We start from the raw sequence: 16,313 nt of genomic DNA on the forward strand, positions 1-16,313 counted from the left end.
GCAATCAGGCGGCGACCGGCGCGCTGGACTCCTGCGGGGATTCCAGCCGCCCGGTGCGCTTGGCCCAGATCTCGAAGACCACCGTGAAGAACGGCGGGATGGAGGCGGCCAGACCGAGCACGGTGGTTCCGATCGACCAGCGCTGCACCCGGGCCAGGTAGAGGGTGAGCAGCACGTAGGTCACGAAGACGGCGCCGTGGATCGGCCCGAAAACCTGCACGCCGACCTCGGTCGTCTCGGCGACCCGCTTCAGGTACATACCGATCAGCAGACCCAGCCAGCTGACGGCTTCGGCGAAGGCGACGACGCGGAACGCGGTGACCACGCGGGAGCTCATGACCTGGAAGTCTGCCATGCCGACCGGTGTGACCGGTCTCGCGCCGGAGGTGCGGAACTTCCGTTCGGTCACCGCTGCGCCGAACAGGCGACCCCTCCCCTGGATCACGATGCGCAACCATACGATCACCCCATGTCAGTCACCGTGATCCTGGCCCGGCACAACGAGACCGGCCCCATCTCCAGCGCCGACGTCTACAACGACGCCGAGAACATCTCCATCAGCGAGGCCGGCGTGCTCACCGTCGGCTGTGGCTGGCACGAGAACCGAGTGGTGGTGGGTGCCTACCCCGCCAACCGGTGGCTCAACGCGTATGTGGACGCCGACCGGGAGTACACCGCGAGCGAACCGCCCCGCGTCGTCTGACACTCACGTCTTGCGGTTGTACATCCGCAGCGCGATCGGCGAGAACACCAGGGTCAGGGCGACCGAGGCACCAAGCACGAAGAGGATGTCGCCGCTGTCGGGCGTGTCGTTCAGCAGGCCGCGGGCCGCCTCGACGAGCAGGGTCACCGGGTTGATGTCGACGAATGCCTGCAACCAGCCCGGCATCGTCTCCGGCGGGGCGAACACCGAGCTGACGAAGGTGAGCGGGAACAGGATCATCATCGCCATGCCCATCACGGCGTTGGGCGTGCGTACCTTCAGACCGAGGATGAGCCACAGCCAGCTGAGCGAGAAGCAGAACGCCAGCAGCAGGGCCACGGCCCCGATCACCCCGAGAACCCCACCCGGCGGCCGGTATCCGATGATCAGACCGACCACCAGCACGACCGTGGAGGCCATCAGGTAGCGCAGGGTGTCACCGAGCAGGCCCCGACGAGCAGCGACGGGCGCCAGACCGGCAGCGACCGGATCCGGTCGAACACGCCCTTCTCGATGTCCGCGTTGATCGTCATCGCCGTGTACATCGTGATGAAGATGATGGTCTGCACCATGATTCCGGGCAGCGCGTACTGCAGGTACTGCCTCGGCGAGCCGGAGACCGCGCCGCCGAACACGTAGGTGAACATCAGCGTGAACATGATCGGGAACATGGTCACGTCGAAGAGCTGCTCGGGCACGTGCTTGATCTTCAGCAGGGCGCGCCAGCCGAAGGTGAGCGACGAGCTGATCGGCCCGGCCGGAGCCGGCCGTTCGGAAGACCCCAGCGCGGCAAGGACCTTCGCATCGACTCCGGGACCGGTCGTCATACCGGGACCTCCGGTTCGGTCGCCTTGCCGGTCAGGGCCAGGAACACCTCGTCGAGACTGGGCTGGCCGAGCGAGTACTCACTGATCACCAGGCCGTGCTCGCCCACGCGGTGCAGCGCCCCGGCCACTGCGGCCGGATTCGTCACCCGCAGCGAGACGGACGCCGGATCGGACTCGAGCACCGGCTCGGTGGCGAGGGATTCGCCCAGCAGCCGGGCCACCTCGTCACGGTCGGCGGGATCGGCCACCCGCACCTTCACCGCGCCGGTACCCACGGATGCCTTGAGCTGACCGCTCGTGCCCTCGGCGATGACCCGGCCGTGGTCGATGACCGCGATCCGGTCGGCGAGCTGGTCGGCCTCTTCCAGGTACTGCGTGGTGAGCAGGATCGTGGTGCCCGCCCCGACCAGGGCCCGGACGATCTCCCAGACCTGGTTGCGGCTGCGCGGGTCGAGCCCGGTGGTCGGCTCGTCGAGGAACATCAGATCGGGCCGAACGACGATGCTGCCGGCAATGTCGATGCGTCGGCGCATACCGCCCGAATAGGCCTTGACCTGCTTGTTCGCGGCATCGTCGAGGTCGAGGGCGGTCAGCAGCTGGTGGGCCCGCTCCTGAGCCGCGCGGCGTGGGTAACCGTACAGCCGGCTGAGCAGGAGCAGGTTCTCCAGGCCGGTCAGGTCTTCGTCGAGCGAGGCGAACTGCCCGGTCATGGCCACCCGGGCGCGCACCTGCGCGGCCTCCCGCACGACGTCGTGGCCCAGCACGGTGGCCGTACCGCCGTCCGGCACCAGCAGGGTGGCCAGCATCCGGATGGTGGTGGTCTTCCCCGCCCCGTTCGGCCCGAGCACCGCGTACACGCCGCCCACGGGAATCTTCAGATCCACCCCGTCGACGGCCCGCATCGGCCCGAACATCTTCACCAGACCGGCCGTTTCAATAGCCAGGTCGGTCATCGCACCCCTCCAGCATGAGTTGGTGACGTCCACTCCGATGACTTGGACCGGCCCGGCGGCCGAATCTCATCGGAGGCGCACAGTAGCCCGGACGAGGGGCCCGGAGCTCACGAATTATCTACCAGAAGTAGTCTGGTGTGACCCGGAGTAAGGGAGGACGAAGATGTCACTGGGACCGCCCGACGAGCTGGACGACCAGGAGATCGGCCCGGACGACGCCGCACGACCGACGCGCCCGAGCGAGCGGGGTGCCTGGCGCAATCACGACCACGACACGACGGACGACGAGGTGGACGCCGGGGTCAGCCGGCTCCCCCTCACCTGAGGCCCGGGACCGACGTCAGAAGAGCCGGTCCAGCAGGAGCTGGAGCGAGTACTCCACGTGGATCCGGGCGATCTCGCCCGCGCTGTCGGCGTCTCGGCCGCAGACCGCATCGATCAGCTGACCGTGCTGGCGGGACGTGGTGCGCAGCGACGCCTCGTCGTAGAGCGCCCCGATCCGCCGGTTGAAATGGAACAGGCGCTGGTCGCGGATCGTGCGCAGCAGCCGGGGATTTCCGGAGGCACCGCTGATCAGGTCGTGGAACTCGTCGTTCGCAGCGCCCCGCTCCAGCAGCGTGATCAGGTTCTCCTTGGTCATCACCTCACGACGGGCCTCGATGCGCTCCAGCGTGGCACTGTCGGCGTGCAGCGCGGCCAGGCGGGCGGCATGCGACTCCAGAGCCGCACGCACCCCGTAGATCTCGCTGATCTCCTCGGGCTGGTACACGTGCACGATCCAGCGCCGACGGCGGGAGTCGACCAGACCGTCCGCCGCCAGCCGCTGGATACTCTCCCGCACGGGTGTACGCGACACCCCGAGCCGCTCGGCGATGTCGTCCTCGACGAGCGGCGTGCCGGGGGCGAGCACGCCGTCGGTGATCTCCTGCCGGAGGGTGCTGTAGACAGCCTCCGACCTCAGGGCCGGCCGCGCGCCCTCGGAAACAGTCATTCGCTCAGTAAACCGGGCGTTCGGTGTCACCGGCCAGCCCCTTGTCCCAGGCCGGTACCGGCGGCGCGTAGTCGATCATGTGCGGCACGTCGACATCGATGTAGAACGGACGCGGGTCACCCGCGAACGACACCAGCGCCGCCTTCAGCTCGTCGGCCGACGTCACCTTCACGCCGTCCACGCCGTTGGCCCTGGCCACCATCACCGCGTCCACCGGACCCGGGTCGACACCGAAGTAGCGCCCGCCCGAGTAGAGGTGCTGAAGCATCTTGATCCAGCCCATGCTGTTGTTCGTCAGCTGCACGAACAGGATCGGCAGGTGGAAGCGCGCCGCGGTCTCGAGCTCGCCACAGGCCATCGCGAAGCTGCCGTCCGCGGTCACCGACACCACCGGCCGGCCCGGAAGGGCCTTCGCCACCCCCACGGCCGCCGGGATCGCGTAACCCATCGGGCCGTGGCCCCGGGGAATCACGGTGCGGCGGCCGGCCTCGGTGACCGGCCAGAACACGGCGACGTTCGGGGTGGGGGTGCCCGGGTCACCGATCACCGTCACGTCGTCGCCGAGAACCTCGTGGATGCTCTCGATCACCGTGCGCGGGTAGATGACTCCCGGTGCGTGCTCAGGAGACTGGGTGCGCGGTGTGGCGTCGGCACGAGCCTCCGCCACGGCTGCCCGTCGCTTCTCAAGATCAGGATCGAGGACGCCTCTCAGCTCGCGGAGCAGTTGGTCCAGAACCGTTTTCGCATCCCCGGCCAGAGCGACCGAGCCCTCGAAGTTGCGGCCCGCGCGGGCCTCCTGGATGTCGATCTGGATCACCGTGGTGCCCGACCGGGCCGGGGCCTTCCAGGAGTTGGTGTTGGTGGCGTTGCCCCGGGTACCGACCAGCAGCACCACGTCGGCGTCGGCCACGTAGCGGTTGGTGCCGGGCTGACCGCCGTTGTTGCCGACGATCCCCAGCCACCACGCGTCCGTCGTCGCGATCGAGCCCTGGCCGTGAATGCTGGTGGCGACGCCCGCCCCGAGAGTGGCAGCCACCTGCTGGAGTCCGGCGTAGGCACCGGACGCATGCACGCCGCCCCCGGCCACGATCGCAGGTCGGCGGGCAGCCTGCAGAAACTGTGCGGCCCGGGCAATCTCTTCGGCCGCAGCCGCTACCCGCTCCCCCGGAAGCGACGCGACCGAGGTGACCACCGGTGCGTCCGTGATCTCTTCCAGCACGTCTTCCGGCACGATCAGCGCGACCGGACCCGGACGTCCACTGACCGCTTCCTTCAGGGCCTGCGCCACGGCGGCCGGCATGTCGGCCGCCTTCTCCACCACGACCTGCCACTTCGTCACCGCGCTGAACAATGCCACCTGATCGATCTCGGTGAGCGCCCCCGTACCCCGGCTGCTGCGGTGGATGTCCGAGGTGAGCAGCAGCACCGGGATACCCGAGGCGTACGCGTCGCCCAGACCGCCCACCACGTAGGTCGTTCCACCACCACTGGAAACCTCGACCACGCCCACCCGGTTCGTCACCCGGGCGAAGGCGTCGGCCATGTAGGCCGCGTGCCGCTCGTCGCGGGCCAGCACGTGCTCGATGCGCTCCCGCTGGTGGAACAGCGCGTCGTAGAACACCACCCCGGTGTCGCCGGGCACCCCGAACAGGGTCTCGACGCCGTTGGCGATCAGGGCCTCGACGAGGACATCCGCACCACGGCGGGGAGAAGCGCTGGACATGGCGACCTTTCAGCTTGCGGTACAGAGATGGTGACGGGCGCAGCCGGCCAGCAGGCGAGCGGCGTCCTCGAGCCGGGAGTCGTCGAAAACTGCTCGTGGTGAATGGTTGCCCGCGGGGCTCGGGCTGCCGGGGAAGGCGGCGCCGAGATATCCGAAGGCGCCGGGAACCTCGCTCAGCACCTCGGAGAAGTCTTCCGAGCCGGTGCGGGGGTTCTCGAGCTGCACGTAGCTCCCGATGGCCGTGGCTTGCTGTTCGAAGACCGCTGCAGCCTGGTGATCGTTGATCGTCGGGGCCATCACGGGGGTGAACGTGACCTGGGCCCGGCACCCGGAGGCCGCGGCGATCTGCTCGGCCAGGGCGGGGAGCTCGGACGCCACCCGGGCCGTGTGCTCGGCCGAGAAGGTGCGGATACCGGCTCGCAGCGTGGCCTTCTCGGCAATGACGTTGGGCGCGGTGCCGGCGTGGAACTCACCGAACGTCAGCACCACGGGGTCGAAGGCACTGAACCGCCGGGCCACGTACGTCTGCGCGGCCGTGATCACCTGTGCCGCGACCGGGATCGGGTCGAGCGCCTCGTGGGGCCGTCCGCCGTGCCCACCCCGGCCGATCACGTCGACCTGCATCGTGCTGTAGGCGGCCATGACCGGACCCGGCCGGCCGTGGAACACCCCGTGCGGAAGGTCGGCGATCACGTGCAGGGCATAGGCAGCAACGGGTTTCGTGCCGGACGCGTCGAGCACACCGTCGGCCAGCATCGCCCTCGCGCCGCCGTGCCCCTCCTCGCCGGGCTGGAACATGAAGACCACGTCCCCGGTGAGGTCTTCCTTCTGCGCGGACAGGATCCGCGCCGCCCCGACCAGCGCGGCCGTGTGCAGATCGTGCCCGCAGGCGTGCATGGCGCCGTTGGTGGAGGCGAACGACAGACCGGTGGCCTCGGCGATCGGGAGGCCGTCCATGTCGCCGCGCAGCAGCACCGTCGGGCCGGGTTCGGCGCCGCGCAGTACGGCGACGACCGAAGTCGACCGCACGCCCAGCGTGATCTCCAGCCCGAGCCCGTCCAGCGCATCGACTACGCGAGCCTGGGTGCGAGGCAACTCGAGCCCCACCTCCGGATCGGCGTGCAGCTCCCGGCGCAGGGCCACGAGCTCCCCGAGCAACCCCCCAGGCAGCCCTTCCGGCAGCGCTTCGTCCGCGCTCATGCCGACCAGCCCCGTTCGTGATCAGGCCGGGTTTCCCCGGGGAAACTCTGCCTGATCACCGCGGAAGTCCAGTTCACGCGCTTTCTCCGGCCTGCAGTTTCGGGATCACGGTCTCGACGACCTCGTGGAAGACGTCCATGCTGTGTTCGCCCTGCAACGGGAACGGGAACATGAACTCGGTGATGCCGGCCTCGGCGTACCCGCCGATCGTGTCGCGGAACTGCTGCACGCTCACCCAGGGCGTGTCCTGGGTGAAGGCGAGCAGGAACGAACGACGCAGGGTTTTCGGGTCCCGGCCGATCCGCTCGCACTCCTCGTCCAGGAACTTCGAGCGCTGCGCAGTGACCGCCAGGCTCTCCTGCGGCGTCAGCTTCACACCGCGTGCGAGCTGGCTGAACAGAGTGCCGTAGGAATTCCAGACGTCGGCGTGCCGAGCGGTCACCGCCAGCGACGACTTTAGGTGCGCGGCAACGAGAACCGGTATCTTCGGCGACACCGGCGCCGGCCCGGCCACCCCGGACGTGCGGTAGTAGGAACCCTCGAACGACAACTCACCCCCGGCCGCGACCCGGTTCACGACGGTCAGGTACTCGTCCAGCCGGGCCGACTTCTCCTGCGGACCCCACGGCTGCTCGCCCGCCACGGCGCCGTCCTTCGGGTTACCGCCCGCACCGATCCCGGCCACCGCGCGGCCGGCGGACAGGTGATCGAGCGTCAGCGCCTGCTTGGCCAGCACCGCTGGATTACGCATGTTGATCGCCGAGACCAGGGTGCCCACGGTGACGTGGGACGTGGCCTGCGCGATACCGGCGGCCAGCATCCAGGCGTCGAAGCGCGGCTGGGTGTAGCCGTTCTCGCCGAGAGCACTCCACAGGTGGTCACCGGCCCAGAGAGCATCGAAACCGGCTTTCTCAAAACCTTTCCAGCGTTCGGTGAGCCGTGACCAGTCGTCCGCCGCGTGCGTCATCAAGCCGAATCTCAAGGCGGTCATGCGGTTCCTCCTATCGACGGTGCAGTGCCGGTTCTGCCGGGTGCCTCAACTTTTGCCGCCTCTCCCCGCGTCTCCCCGGGTGGGTGGGCTTTGTCCGGTGCCGGATCCGCCACCGGCATCTCACCCGAAACACGAGCTGCGTCCAGACCGGCCGCCTCCAGCGCCTCGTCCAGCACCGCCTGCGTCACCACCCCGTCCCCGGCCGCCCGATCGATGCGTAGGTACAGCGCCCGGTAGACCGCCGCCTGCCTGGCCGACGGCACCTGCCCCAGCACGGCGTGCACCAGCTGGTTCTGCAGCGGTTGCGGGAAGCGCCGGTCGTAAGACTCCCGGGCCTCCCCGAAGTCGAACCCGCCCGCCCCGGAGCCCAGCCCACCGCCGCCGGGTGTCTCCACCCGCAGCACGTCCCCGGCCTTCAAAGTGATCGAGCCGACCCGGCCCAGGTTCCGCTCCCCGGGTGTGCCCGGGTTCAGCGTCGCGATGCCCGGCGCGCCCGGTCCTCCTCCGGCCACCCCGAACGGCTGGTAGAACAACCGTTCCAGACCCCGCACGACGAAAGTGACGTCGTCCTCAAGGCTCCTGATCTGCACCACCAGACCGTCGCCACCGGGCTGCGAACCGGAACCGCCCGAACCCCGCCGATACTTGTACTCCTCGACCAGCACCGGCACATCCGACTCGAGCACTTCGTTCGGCACGTTCCGCAGCCAGCCACCCATGTAACTGGTGCCGGAAATTCCCGGCTGCCCCGGACGTCCACCCGAACCACCCGTGAGCGGCTGCCCCACCGAGACTTTCCGCTCGCCCGAAGCGAGATCGACGTGTGCGATCGAGGCGATGGCGACGAGCCCCGCACCCGGAGCCATGGCCCGGTCCGACGCCTGGGCCAGGCAGCCGACCACGCAGTCCATGATCCGGAAGAACACCGCCGCCCGCACGCCGCAGGGCGCTCCCGGGCGTGGGTTCAGGATCGAGCCCGCCGGCAGGTTCGCGGTCAGCGGCCGCACCAGCCCGGAGTTGTACGGAATCTGCTGGTCCTGCGAGTAGAACCAGTTCACCAGCGCGAAGGCCAGCATGTAGTGGCCCGGCTCGCCACCGGTGTGCAGGTTGATGGCCTCCAGCACCTGCGGCGAGGTGCCGTCGAAGTCCAGGTGGGCGCGACCTTCACCGACCGTCAGCCGCAGGGCCAGTCGGGTCGGCGGCACCTCGGTGACCCGCGATCCGTCCGCCTCCAGGCGCTCGATCCCCTCGACGTAGTCGACGAACTCGTAGCTGCCGGGCGTCAGCGTGTCCAGCAACGCCGAGGCCTTGAACGAGGCGGTGTCGATCAGGTCGGCGATCGCATCCTCGACCGCGCTCTTCCCGTAGCTCTCGGCGATCTCGGACAGCCGGCGCTGGGCCGTGCGCAGCCCCGCCACCTGGGCCTCGAGGTCACCGAGATTCTGCGAGGGGACGCGGGAGTTTCGGGCGACGAGGTCGAAGACGGCCTGGTTGCGCTCTCCTGCGGTCAGCATCCGCACCGGCGGGATGAGCAGGCCCTCCTGGTGCATGTCGGTGTGGCCCCAGTCGATGGAGCTGGGCACGCTGCCGCCGATGTCCGACGAGTGAACGAAACTCAGGGCATAGGCGATGATCTCGCCGTCGATGAAGAGTGGCTGCCAGGCCCAGAGGTCGGGCAGGTGGGTCACCAGCCCGCCGGTCGCGTCCGGGTCGTTGCTCAGGCCGATGTCACCGGGAGCATAGGGCGCGAGCGACTCGATCACGGCCTTCGCCGGCACACCGATCATCAGGTTGCCCGAGATCCGGCGGGGCGCGGCGAAGACCTCGCCGTCGGGCGTCACCAGGCAGGTGCCGAAGTCGGCGGTCTGCTTGACGAAGATGCTGAAGCTGGTGCGGCGGATGTTCTCCGCCATCTCCTCCACCACCGCGGCGAAGCGATGGGCGAGGATCTCCAGCACGACCGGTGAGCTACGCATGCGATCCTCCCAGAGAGACGGTGATGCGCAGGTTCCCGTGCTGGTCCACCCGCGCTGTGCACCCCGAGGGCACGAAGATGCTGGTGTCCGGTGCCGGGATCACCGCCGGGCCCTGCATGACCGCCCCGATCGGCAGGAGCGGCCGCCGGTAGATGCTCGCCGCGACCGGTTCTCCGTCCTCCACCACCCGGTGCGGCGTGCCGCTGATCGAACGGCCGCCGGCGAAGACCGGTTCGGGAAGGAAGGCCGAGGCCGCCAGGGTCAGGCGCAGACAGCGCACGTCCAGGTCGGCATCGCCCGGATCCACCGCGTAGGCCTTCAGATAGGCCCCGGTGAAGGCCTCCCGCAGCGCCTTCACGCTGATGTCGTCCTCCGAGAGGGTGATCGGCAGAGTGAACGACTGTCCGCTGAGCTGAACATCGGCCCAGCGGGTGATGCGCACGTCCGGGTGCAACCGGTGATCCTGCTGCGCGTACCACTGCTCGGCCCGCCGCTGGAGGTCGTCCCAGCCGTCGGCCAGTTCGGCGTCGGTCACCGTTCCGCCGACGGGCGACACCAGGTCGACCCGCATGTCCGTGGCCAGGGCCCCGTAGGCGCACAGCGTGCCGGGCGAGTTCGGGATCAGCACCTCGGGCATCTTCAGCGCGGCGGCCAGCAGCGCGGCCTGCACCGGGCCGGCCCCGCCGTAAGCGATCAGTGTCATCCCGGCCGGGTCCACACCGTGCTGCGCGCACAGCGGGATCAGCTGGGAGTGCATCATCGCGGTGGCCACGGCGACGGCCGCCTCGGCCAGGGCCTCGACGGTCAGGCCGAGTTTCACCGCCAGAGGTTCCAGAGCCGTTCGGGCCCGGTCGGTGTCGATCGTCACCGCACCCGAGGCGAAGTCGGCCGGGTCGATGTAGCCGCACACCACGTAGGCGTCGGTCAGCGTGGGTTCGGTGCCGCCCCGGCCGTAGCACGACGGTCCCGGGTGGGCCCCGGCGCTGCGCGGGCCGACCTTCAGCACCCCGGTCTCGTCGACGCGGATGACCGAGCCGCCGCCCGCCCCGATCGAGGAGACCTCGACCGACGGGATGATCAGCGGGAACTCACCGATCTCGCTCTCGGTGGAGTACGGGATGCGACCGTCGACGATGGCGCAGTCGACGCTGGTTCCGCCCATGTCCATGGTGATGAACTGATCGACGCCCGCGGTGGCGGCCACACGCATGGTGCCGGCGACGCCGGAAGCCGGACCGGACAGCAGGGTCTCGACGGCTGTGCGCAGAAACTCCCGCGGGTGGCTGTCGATCGAGGTCACGCCGCCGTTGGACTTGGTGATGTGCATCGGGCAGTCCAGTCCCAGGGCCCGCAGTTCCGAGGAGAGGTACTGCAGGTAGTCGCCCAGGGCCCGGCCGACGTGCGCGGCCAGCACGGCGACGGTGGCCCGCTCGTACTCCTTCTCCTCCGGCCACAGTCGCGACGAGCAGGCGACCGGCAGGCCGGGGAGCGCCTCGGCGATGATGTCGGCGACCTGGGCCTCGTGGTGGCCGAACCGGTGCGAGTGCAGGAACGCGACCGCCACGGCCTCCACCCCGTCGGCCACGAGCGCGGCGACGGCCTCACGCACCTGGTCCGGGTCGATCGGCGTCACCAGAGATCCGTCGGCGCGCAGTCGTTCGGTGATCTCACGGACGTCAGTGGGGTCTACCAGAGGACGACGCGGCCCGGTGAAGTAGTCGATCGGGTCGCTCAGGCGCAGGCGCCCGATCGAGAGCAGATCGGGGAAGCCCCGCGTCACCAGCAGGCCGACGCGGGCGCCGGTGCGTTGCAGCAGGGTGTTCAGGGCGAAGGTCTGGCCGTGCGAGAAGTATTCGATCTGGCCCGGTTCCACACCCGAGACGGCCAGCATCTTCGTGACCCCGGCGATCACCGCGCGAGCCGGCTGACCGGCGTCCGAAGGCACCTTGTCGGTGCGCAACTCGCCCGTGGAGGCGTCTGCCAGCACGATGTCGGTGAAGGTGCCACCGACATCGACCCCGAGTCGGTACCGCGCGCTCATTCGCCTGTCCCTTCAGTACGTCCCGTTCGCCACAGCCCGGCCCGCCGTACCGCGAGACCGGTCAGCAGCGCGATCACCAGCGAGGCGACGATCATCAGGCTGGACACGGCCGAGGTGGTCGGGTCCTGGTCCTGCTGGAGGCGGAGGAAGATCGCCACGGGGAGCGTGGTGGTGTCCGCCGGCATCAGGAAGATCGAGAGGTCGACCTCGTCGAACGAGGTGAGGAACGAGAACACGCCCGCGATCAGCAGGGGCATCCGGATCTGCGGCAGCGTGACCTTGAAGAACGCCTGCAGCGGAGAGGCTCCCAGGTCGCGGGCGGCCTCTTCGAGCGCCGGGTCGGAACCGGCCAGACCCGCTCCGACCAGTGCCACCACGAACGGCAGCAGGAGCAGCACGTGCGCGAAGGCCACCCCGCCGACCGTGCCGTACGCGCTCGGGAGGAGCGACACGTAGAGCGCGAAGAAGCAGAAGCCGGCCACCACGCGGGGAAGGCTGAGCGGGGCCACGAAGACCGAGCGCAGCAGCCCCGCCCCGGGAACCCGGGTGCGGGCCAGGGCGTAGGCCGCGGGAGTGCCCAGCAGCAGGGCGATCACCGTGGCCAGCGCCGCGACCTGGGCGGAGTAGACGATGCCGACGCGGAACGGCTCGTAGTCCAGCGCCTGGCTGATCCACTGCGTGGTGAAGCCCTTCGGCACCAGGCTGGTGAGCACCTCGTCGGGCGTGATCGAGGCCAGCAGCACCACCACGAGCGGCGCCAGGACGAAGATCGTGACCAGGAGGAGGAAGACGAAGCGCAGGGCCTCGAGGGCGGGTGAGCGTCTCATCGCACACCTCCGCCGATCAGCCGGGTGACCGCTGCGAACAGGGACAGCACGATCAGGGTGAGCACCAGCAGGATCACCGCCTGCACCGCGGCCAGGGGCCAGGCCAGCAGCTGGATGTTCTGGTAGATGGTCTGGGCCAGCACGGTCACGCGACCCCCGCCGAGCAGGGCCGGGGTGGCGAAAGCGCTGATGGTGAGCGTGAACACGAGCTGCAGGGCGCTCAGCAGGCCGGGTGCGGTGAGCGGCAGCAGCACCTTCCGGAAGCGCTGCGCCGCGCTCGCTCCGAGATCGGCCGCGGCCTCGGTGTACTCGGCCGGGATGGTGCGGATGGAACTGAGGATCGGGAACACCGCGAAGGGCAGTTCCACGTGCACCAGCGCCAGGATCACGCCGGGCTCGTGGTAGAGCCAGCTGTCGAAGGTGTCGCCGAACGGACCGCCGGTGCGCAGCAGGAGCTGCCAGCCGTAACTACGCACGACCACGCTGACCAGGATCGGCGAGAAGACCACGAAGAGCATCGCGGCCGCCGCCCAGCCCCGCTTCATCGTCTGCACGCACCAGGCCAGCGGATAGGCGATGACGACCGTGATCAGGCTGACGATCAGGCCGAGCCGCAGCGTCGTGCCGACCGTGCTCCACAGGTAGGAGTCGCCCAGCGCGGTCGACCAGGTGGTCAGGTCGACCGGCGCGAACAGCACGCTGGTCCTCTCCACCCGCACGCTGTACGAGATCAGCAGCGCGACCACCGCGACGAAGGCGATGACCAGGTACACCACGCCGGGAAGCACGAGCAGCGCCGCCGGGTTCCGGCGACGCTTCACGGTATTGCCCGGTTCGGTAGGGCCGGTCACGCCGCGGCCCCGAAACGCCGTACGGCGGCGTCGTCGAAGTCGATGCCGACCGTGTCCCCGGCCTGCGCCGTGGTGGCACCCGGCGCGAGTTCGGCCAGCACCTCGCGCCCGGTCGAGGTTCGCAGCGACACCCGCACGCTCTTACCGGTGAAGCTCGTGGTGAGCACCCGCCCGGGGCCCCGGGAGGCCGGGTGGTCGGCGGGGACGAGCCGGATCGCCTCGGGACGGACCGCCAGGGAATCGGCCCGGCCGGCCGGGAAGACCAGACCGTCTGCGGTGTGCCCCTCGTCCATTGGTGTGAGCTTCTCGAAAATGTTGTTCTCGCCGATGAACGAGGCCACGAACCGGCTGGCCGGCTGTTCGTACAGGTCCCGGGCGCTGCCGCTCTGCTCGACCACGCCGGCGTTCATCACGGCGATCTCGTCGGCCAGTTCCATCGCCTCGGACTGATTGTGGGTCACGCAGACGAAGGTGGTGCCGGTTTCCTGCTGCCAGCGCCGCAGTTCACGACGCATACGCAGCTGCAGCGCCAGATCCAGGGCGGAGAGCGGCTCGTCGAGCAGCAGCACATCGGGCCGGCGCACCAGGGCCCGGGCGATCGCTACCCGCTGCCGCTGACCACCGGAGAGCGTGGCCGGGCGGCGGTCGGCGTACTCACCCATCGCCACCAGGTCGAGGATCTCGGCGACCCGCGAGCGCGCCTCGCCCTGGGGCGTCCGCCGGTCGGTCTTCAGCCCGAAAGCCACGTTGTCGGCGACCGTCAGGTGCGGGAAGAGGGCCCCGGACTGGAACACCAGGTTGGTCGGCCGGCGGTGGGCGGCGGTGCGCGAGTGATCGGTGCCGCCGATGGTGACGACACCGGTGTCGGGGGTGTCCAGCCCGGCCATGATGCGCAGCAGGGTGGTCTTTCCGCAGCCGGAAGGCCCCAGCAGACAGTGGAAACTGCTGGCCCGGATGCTCAGGCTGATCGAACCGAGCACCCGCTGACTGCCGAAGGTGCGTGTGACGTCCGATATCTCGACCGAGCTGGCCCCGAAGTCACTCATCAGATGTTCGCCTTGACGTCCTTGTTCCAGGCGGTGGTGGCGTCTTCGATGTTCTCCACCAGCGTGGCCCAGTCGATCTGGATGGCCGATTCGACCGCGGCGAGCTGGAAGGTCTCCTTGTCGGCCAGTTCGGCCTTCAGCTCCGCGCCCTCGACCAGCGGGATCAGGCCGTTGAGGTTGCAGTACTCGGCCACGTTCTCCGGCGCGAACAGCTCGTTCAGCAGCTTCGCGGACTCTTCGAGCTGTGCCTCGCTGGAGCCGGCGACCAGCTGGAAGCCCTCCGGGAAGGCCATCAGCCCCTCCTTCGGCGCCACGAATCCGATGTCGTCGCCCGCGTCGATCCACGGCTGGGCCACACCCTGGAACCCGGGGGCGATGACGACCTCGCCGGAGTTCAGCTGCTGGCGCAGCGCGTCGATCGAGGCGATGAAGCCGTGGAACTGCCCGGCCTTGGCCGCCTTCGAGAAGATGTCGATGCCCGGCCGGAGGTCGCTCTCCGAGCCGCCGTTCAGCTTGGCGATCACCGGCAGCGCGTTGACGCTGAAGGCCGGTGCGTCCCAGGTGGTGACCTTGCCCCGGTAGGCGCTGTCGAACAGGTCCATCCAGGAGGTCGGCGGGGTCTTGAACGCCTTCTTGCTGTAGATCAGGCCCATCGCGTCCATCACCATGAAAGCGCCACGGCGGTCGGCAATCTGGTACTTGCTGTTGACCGCGTCGATGTTCGTGACCGAGGCGGGGACCGGCTCCCACAGGTCCGAGGCGTTGCCCTGCGCGAAGCTCTGGCCGTTGAAGAAGCCCAGGTTCAGCAGCGGGGAGTTCTTGTTGATCTGCACCGACGAGACCAGCTTGGGGAAGGTGTCGGCGTTCGTGCCCTCGATGTAGGCCACGTCGACATTGTTGGCTTCTGCGAACGCGTCGCCGACCTTCTCCGGCACGGTCGCCTGGGCGCCGGCCCAGTGGAACATCGTGAGCTTGGTGCTGCCGCTTGCGCCCGACGAGGAACCGCCCGGCGAGCCGCAGGCGGCCATCCCCATCAGCCCGGCCAGCGCGCTCGCGCCGAAGAAACCACGGCGGGTCAAGTTGTTGCTGTTCATGAGGTCCGATCCCTTTGAGGCAGCCCGGCCGCTGGTTCGGCCGACGGGGGTGATGGCGATGGATCGACTTTCGCATACGACTTCGCATACGAAAAGGCCTTCAATGAAGGACGCCCGTGGGCCCGTCGGTTGCGCGCAGGTCACCTCCGTGACGCCTGGGTTACCGGGAAATAGTGCAGGTCGATGCGGCGGCCCACCTTCATGGTCGGTTTTGGTGGGTCTTGTACGGGTTCAGCCAGGCGCCGGCTTTCACCCCTGCTTCACATCAGGAGGTGAAGGCCCGCGTTTGGTCGTGACAAACCCAGAGTTTGAGATCTGCGTCTCACGACATCACCTTTGAGGCGCAGGTCACAGTGCGACTTCGGCACCCGGCCCCTTTCCCCTTGAGACCCGTCCCCTTTCTTCCGTGATCCCGAGAGGGAAAGGAATGACCGCGCTGATCGTGTGCATTCGTTGCGCTCTGGCCGCGACGAATGCCCCCGATCGCCCAGGCCGGGTCGGACCGGTCAGTCGGTGCGACGGACCAGACGGCGGAGTCGGTGTCTCAGCCCTGAGGCAGGAAGCGGGGTGGGCTCGGGGTCCGGATTCTGAGGGATCTCCGGGCGCGTCGCCCGCCACTGCTCCACCGTCTCGTCGGCATCGAGCACGCCGACGGCGATCAGGGGGCCGTCCATGGGGCGGCGGTACTGGTCGAGCAGGCGGTGGTTGAAGTCGGCGATCGTGTCGCGCAGAACCTTCTCGGACGCGAAGGTGGGCAGGGCCGTGAGCAGGGCGGCTCGCTCCTTGCGCAGGATCAGCAGGGGCGGGAGCAGTGCTTCCAGGTCACCGCCGGAGCGCTGCACCCAGTCCCGGGCCCATTCCTCCGAGGTGAACGTGCGGTTCAGGCCGCGCAGGGGCTTGCCCGCGCCCTCCAGGTTGTCGAAGGCACCCCGCTCCCGGGCCTCGCGGATCTGCCGCTCGACCCAGTCCTCGCTACGCATGCCCGCCGGCTTCCGCTCCGTCATGGCCTCCCCTGTGCACTCGTCTCCCGGTGACAACGCCGGCGCGGCCCCCGATTTTCCCGGCCCCGCGCACCCGGCGCCGTTGTCCA

At 69.2% G+C, this 16,313-nt stretch carries 15 protein-coding genes and 1 pseudogene; 2 read left to right on the forward strand and 14 right to left on the reverse strand.

Going from position 1 to position 16,313, the window contains the following annotated elements; all coding sequences use genetic code 11:
- Positions 1-4 precede the first annotated feature (4 nt).
- On the reverse strand, positions 5-445 hold the full coding sequence (locus tag LR393_RS08705; RefSeq protein ID WP_231483054.1) for a DUF3817 domain-containing protein: 441 nt from the start codon (positions 443-445) through the stop codon (positions 5-7).
- A gap of 24 nt (positions 446-469) precedes the next feature.
- On the opposite strand from LR393_RS08705, the gene LR393_RS08710 reads away from it, so the two are divergent.
- On the forward strand, positions 470-703 hold the full coding sequence (locus LR393_RS08710; protein ID WP_231483055.1) for a hypothetical protein: 234 nt from the start codon (positions 470-472) through the stop codon (positions 701-703).
- A 3-nt stretch (positions 704-706) separates the two neighbouring features.
- Here the strand turns inward: LR393_RS08710 and LR393_RS36945 are convergent.
- Both LR393_RS36945 and LR393_RS08720 read right to left on the reverse strand, forming a co-directional pair.
- Positions 707-1,530 (reverse strand): annotated as a pseudogene (locus LR393_RS36945) (ABC transporter permease).
- Positions 1,527-2,483: an ATP-binding cassette domain-containing protein gene (locus LR393_RS08720; protein WP_231483056.1), complete on the reverse strand. Its 957-nt coding sequence runs from the start codon at positions 2,481-2,483 to the stop codon at positions 1,527-1,529. The pseudogene LR393_RS36945 and the gene LR393_RS08720 overlap by 4 nt, the downstream one beginning before the upstream one ends.
- Positions 2,484-2,646: 163 nt before the next feature.
- On the opposite strand from LR393_RS08720, the gene LR393_RS08725 reads away from it, so the two are divergent.
- On the forward strand, positions 2,647-2,808 hold the full coding sequence (locus LR393_RS08725) for a hypothetical protein (RefSeq protein ID WP_231483057.1): 162 nt from the start codon (positions 2,647-2,649) through the stop codon (positions 2,806-2,808).
- Between the two features lie 15 nt (positions 2,809-2,823).
- Here LR393_RS08725 and LR393_RS08730 read toward each other — a convergent pair whose 3' ends face one another.
- From LR393_RS08730 to LR393_RS08780, 11 genes are all read right to left on the reverse strand, one after another.
- Entirely contained in the window at positions 2,824-3,474 is a 651-nt protein-coding gene (locus LR393_RS08730; protein ID WP_231483058.1) for a GntR family transcriptional regulator, read from the reverse strand.
- Positions 3,475-3,478: 4 nt separating this feature from the next.
- The gene (locus LR393_RS08735) at positions 3,479-5,197 is read right to left on the reverse strand and encodes a thiamine pyrophosphate-binding protein (RefSeq protein ID WP_231483059.1); all 1,719 of its coding nucleotides are present in this window, start codon (positions 5,195-5,197) and stop codon (positions 3,479-3,481) included.
- 9 nt (positions 5,198-5,206) lie between these two features.
- On the reverse strand, positions 5,207-6,397 hold the full coding sequence (locus tag LR393_RS08740; RefSeq protein WP_231483060.1) for a M20 metallopeptidase family protein: 1,191 nt from the start codon (positions 6,395-6,397) through the stop codon (positions 5,207-5,209).
- Positions 6,398-6,470: 73 nt separating this feature from the next.
- Positions 6,471-7,388 (reverse strand): LLM class flavin-dependent oxidoreductase, encoded by a 918-nt coding sequence (locus LR393_RS08745; protein WP_231483061.1) that lies wholly within the window; start codon positions 7,386-7,388, stop codon positions 6,471-6,473.
- A complete protein-coding gene (locus LR393_RS08750) occupies positions 7,385-9,364 on the reverse strand; it encodes a hydantoinase B/oxoprolinase family protein (protein ID WP_231483062.1) in 1,980 nt (659 codons plus the stop codon). The genes LR393_RS08745 and LR393_RS08750 overlap by 4 nt, the downstream gene beginning before the upstream one ends.
- Positions 9,357-11,405: a hydantoinase/oxoprolinase family protein gene (locus tag LR393_RS08755; protein ID WP_231483063.1), complete on the reverse strand. Its 2,049-nt coding sequence runs from the start codon at positions 11,403-11,405 to the stop codon at positions 9,357-9,359. The genes LR393_RS08750 and LR393_RS08755 overlap by 8 nt, the downstream gene beginning before the upstream one ends.
- Positions 11,402-12,232: an ABC transporter permease gene (locus tag LR393_RS08760; protein WP_231483064.1), complete on the reverse strand. Its 831-nt coding sequence runs from the start codon at positions 12,230-12,232 to the stop codon at positions 11,402-11,404. Before LR393_RS08760 ends, LR393_RS08755 begins: the two co-directional genes overlap by 4 nt.
- Positions 12,229-13,053 (reverse strand): ABC transporter permease, encoded by an 825-nt coding sequence (locus LR393_RS08765; RefSeq protein ID WP_231483065.1) that lies wholly within the window; start codon positions 13,051-13,053, stop codon positions 12,229-12,231. The genes LR393_RS08760 and LR393_RS08765 overlap by 4 nt, the downstream gene beginning before the upstream one ends.
- A 26-nt stretch (positions 13,054-13,079) precedes the next feature.
- Complete coding sequence (locus tag LR393_RS08770) at positions 13,080-14,129, reverse strand: ABC transporter ATP-binding protein (RefSeq protein ID WP_231483066.1); 1,050 nt, start codon at positions 14,127-14,129, stop codon at positions 13,080-13,082.
- A complete protein-coding gene (locus LR393_RS08775; protein WP_231483067.1) occupies positions 14,129-15,223 on the reverse strand; it encodes an ABC transporter substrate-binding protein in 1,095 nt (364 codons plus the stop codon). The genes LR393_RS08770 and LR393_RS08775 overlap by 1 nt, the downstream gene beginning before the upstream one ends.
- Before the next feature lie 506 nt (positions 15,224-15,729).
- Positions 15,730-16,227, reverse strand: a complete 498-nt coding sequence (locus LR393_RS08780; protein WP_231483068.1) for a DnaJ family domain-containing protein — start codon at positions 16,225-16,227, stop codon at positions 15,730-15,732.
- Positions 16,228-16,313: the final 86 nt, after the last annotated feature.

This window comes from Kineosporia mesophila, from assembly GCF_021129235.1.
GTDB classification, from domain to species: domain Bacteria; phylum Actinomycetota; class Actinomycetes; order Actinomycetales; family Kineosporiaceae; genus Kineosporia; species Kineosporia mesophila.

Coding starts and splice junctions, on each gene's coding strand:
- LR393_RS08735 (WP_231483059.1), bottom strand. CDS start 5,197: ATGTCCAGCGCTTCTCCCCGCCGTGGTGCGGATGTCCTCGTCGAGGCC.
- LR393_RS08780 (WP_231483068.1), bottom strand. CDS start 16,227: ATGACGGAGCGGAAGCCGGCGGGCATGCGTAGCGAGGACTGGGTCGAG.
- LR393_RS08730 (WP_231483058.1), bottom strand. CDS start 3,474: ATGACTGTTTCCGAGGGCGCGCGGCCGGCCCTGAGGTCGGAGGCTGTC.
- LR393_RS08710 (WP_231483055.1), top strand. CDS start 470: ATGTCAGTCACCGTGATCCTGGCCCGGCACAACGAGACCGGCCCCATC.
- LR393_RS08755 (WP_231483063.1), bottom strand. CDS start 11,405: ATGAGCGCGCGGTACCGACTCGGGGTCGATGTCGGTGGCACCTTCACC.
- LR393_RS08760 (WP_231483064.1), bottom strand. CDS start 12,232: ATGAGACGCTCACCCGCCCTCGAGGCCCTGCGCTTCGTCTTCCTCCTC.
- LR393_RS08770 (WP_231483066.1), bottom strand. CDS start 14,129: ATGAGTGACTTCGGGGCCAGCTCGGTCGAGATATCGGACGTCACACGC.
- LR393_RS08775 (WP_231483067.1), bottom strand. CDS start 15,223: ATGAACAGCAACAACTTGACCCGCCGTGGTTTCTTCGGCGCGAGCGCG.
- LR393_RS08725 (WP_231483057.1), top strand. CDS start 2,647: ATGTCACTGGGACCGCCCGACGAGCTGGACGACCAGGAGATCGGCCCG.
- LR393_RS08720 (WP_231483056.1), bottom strand. CDS start 2,483: ATGACCGACCTGGCTATTGAAACGGCCGGTCTGGTGAAGATGTTCGGG.
- LR393_RS08740 (WP_231483060.1), bottom strand. CDS start 6,397: ATGAGCGCGGACGAAGCGCTGCCGGAAGGGCTGCCTGGGGGGTTGCTC.
- LR393_RS08750 (WP_231483062.1), bottom strand. CDS start 9,364: ATGCGTAGCTCACCGGTCGTGCTGGAGATCCTCGCCCATCGCTTCGCC.
- LR393_RS08745 (WP_231483061.1), bottom strand. CDS start 7,388: ATGACCGCCTTGAGATTCGGCTTGATGACGCACGCGGCGGACGACTGG.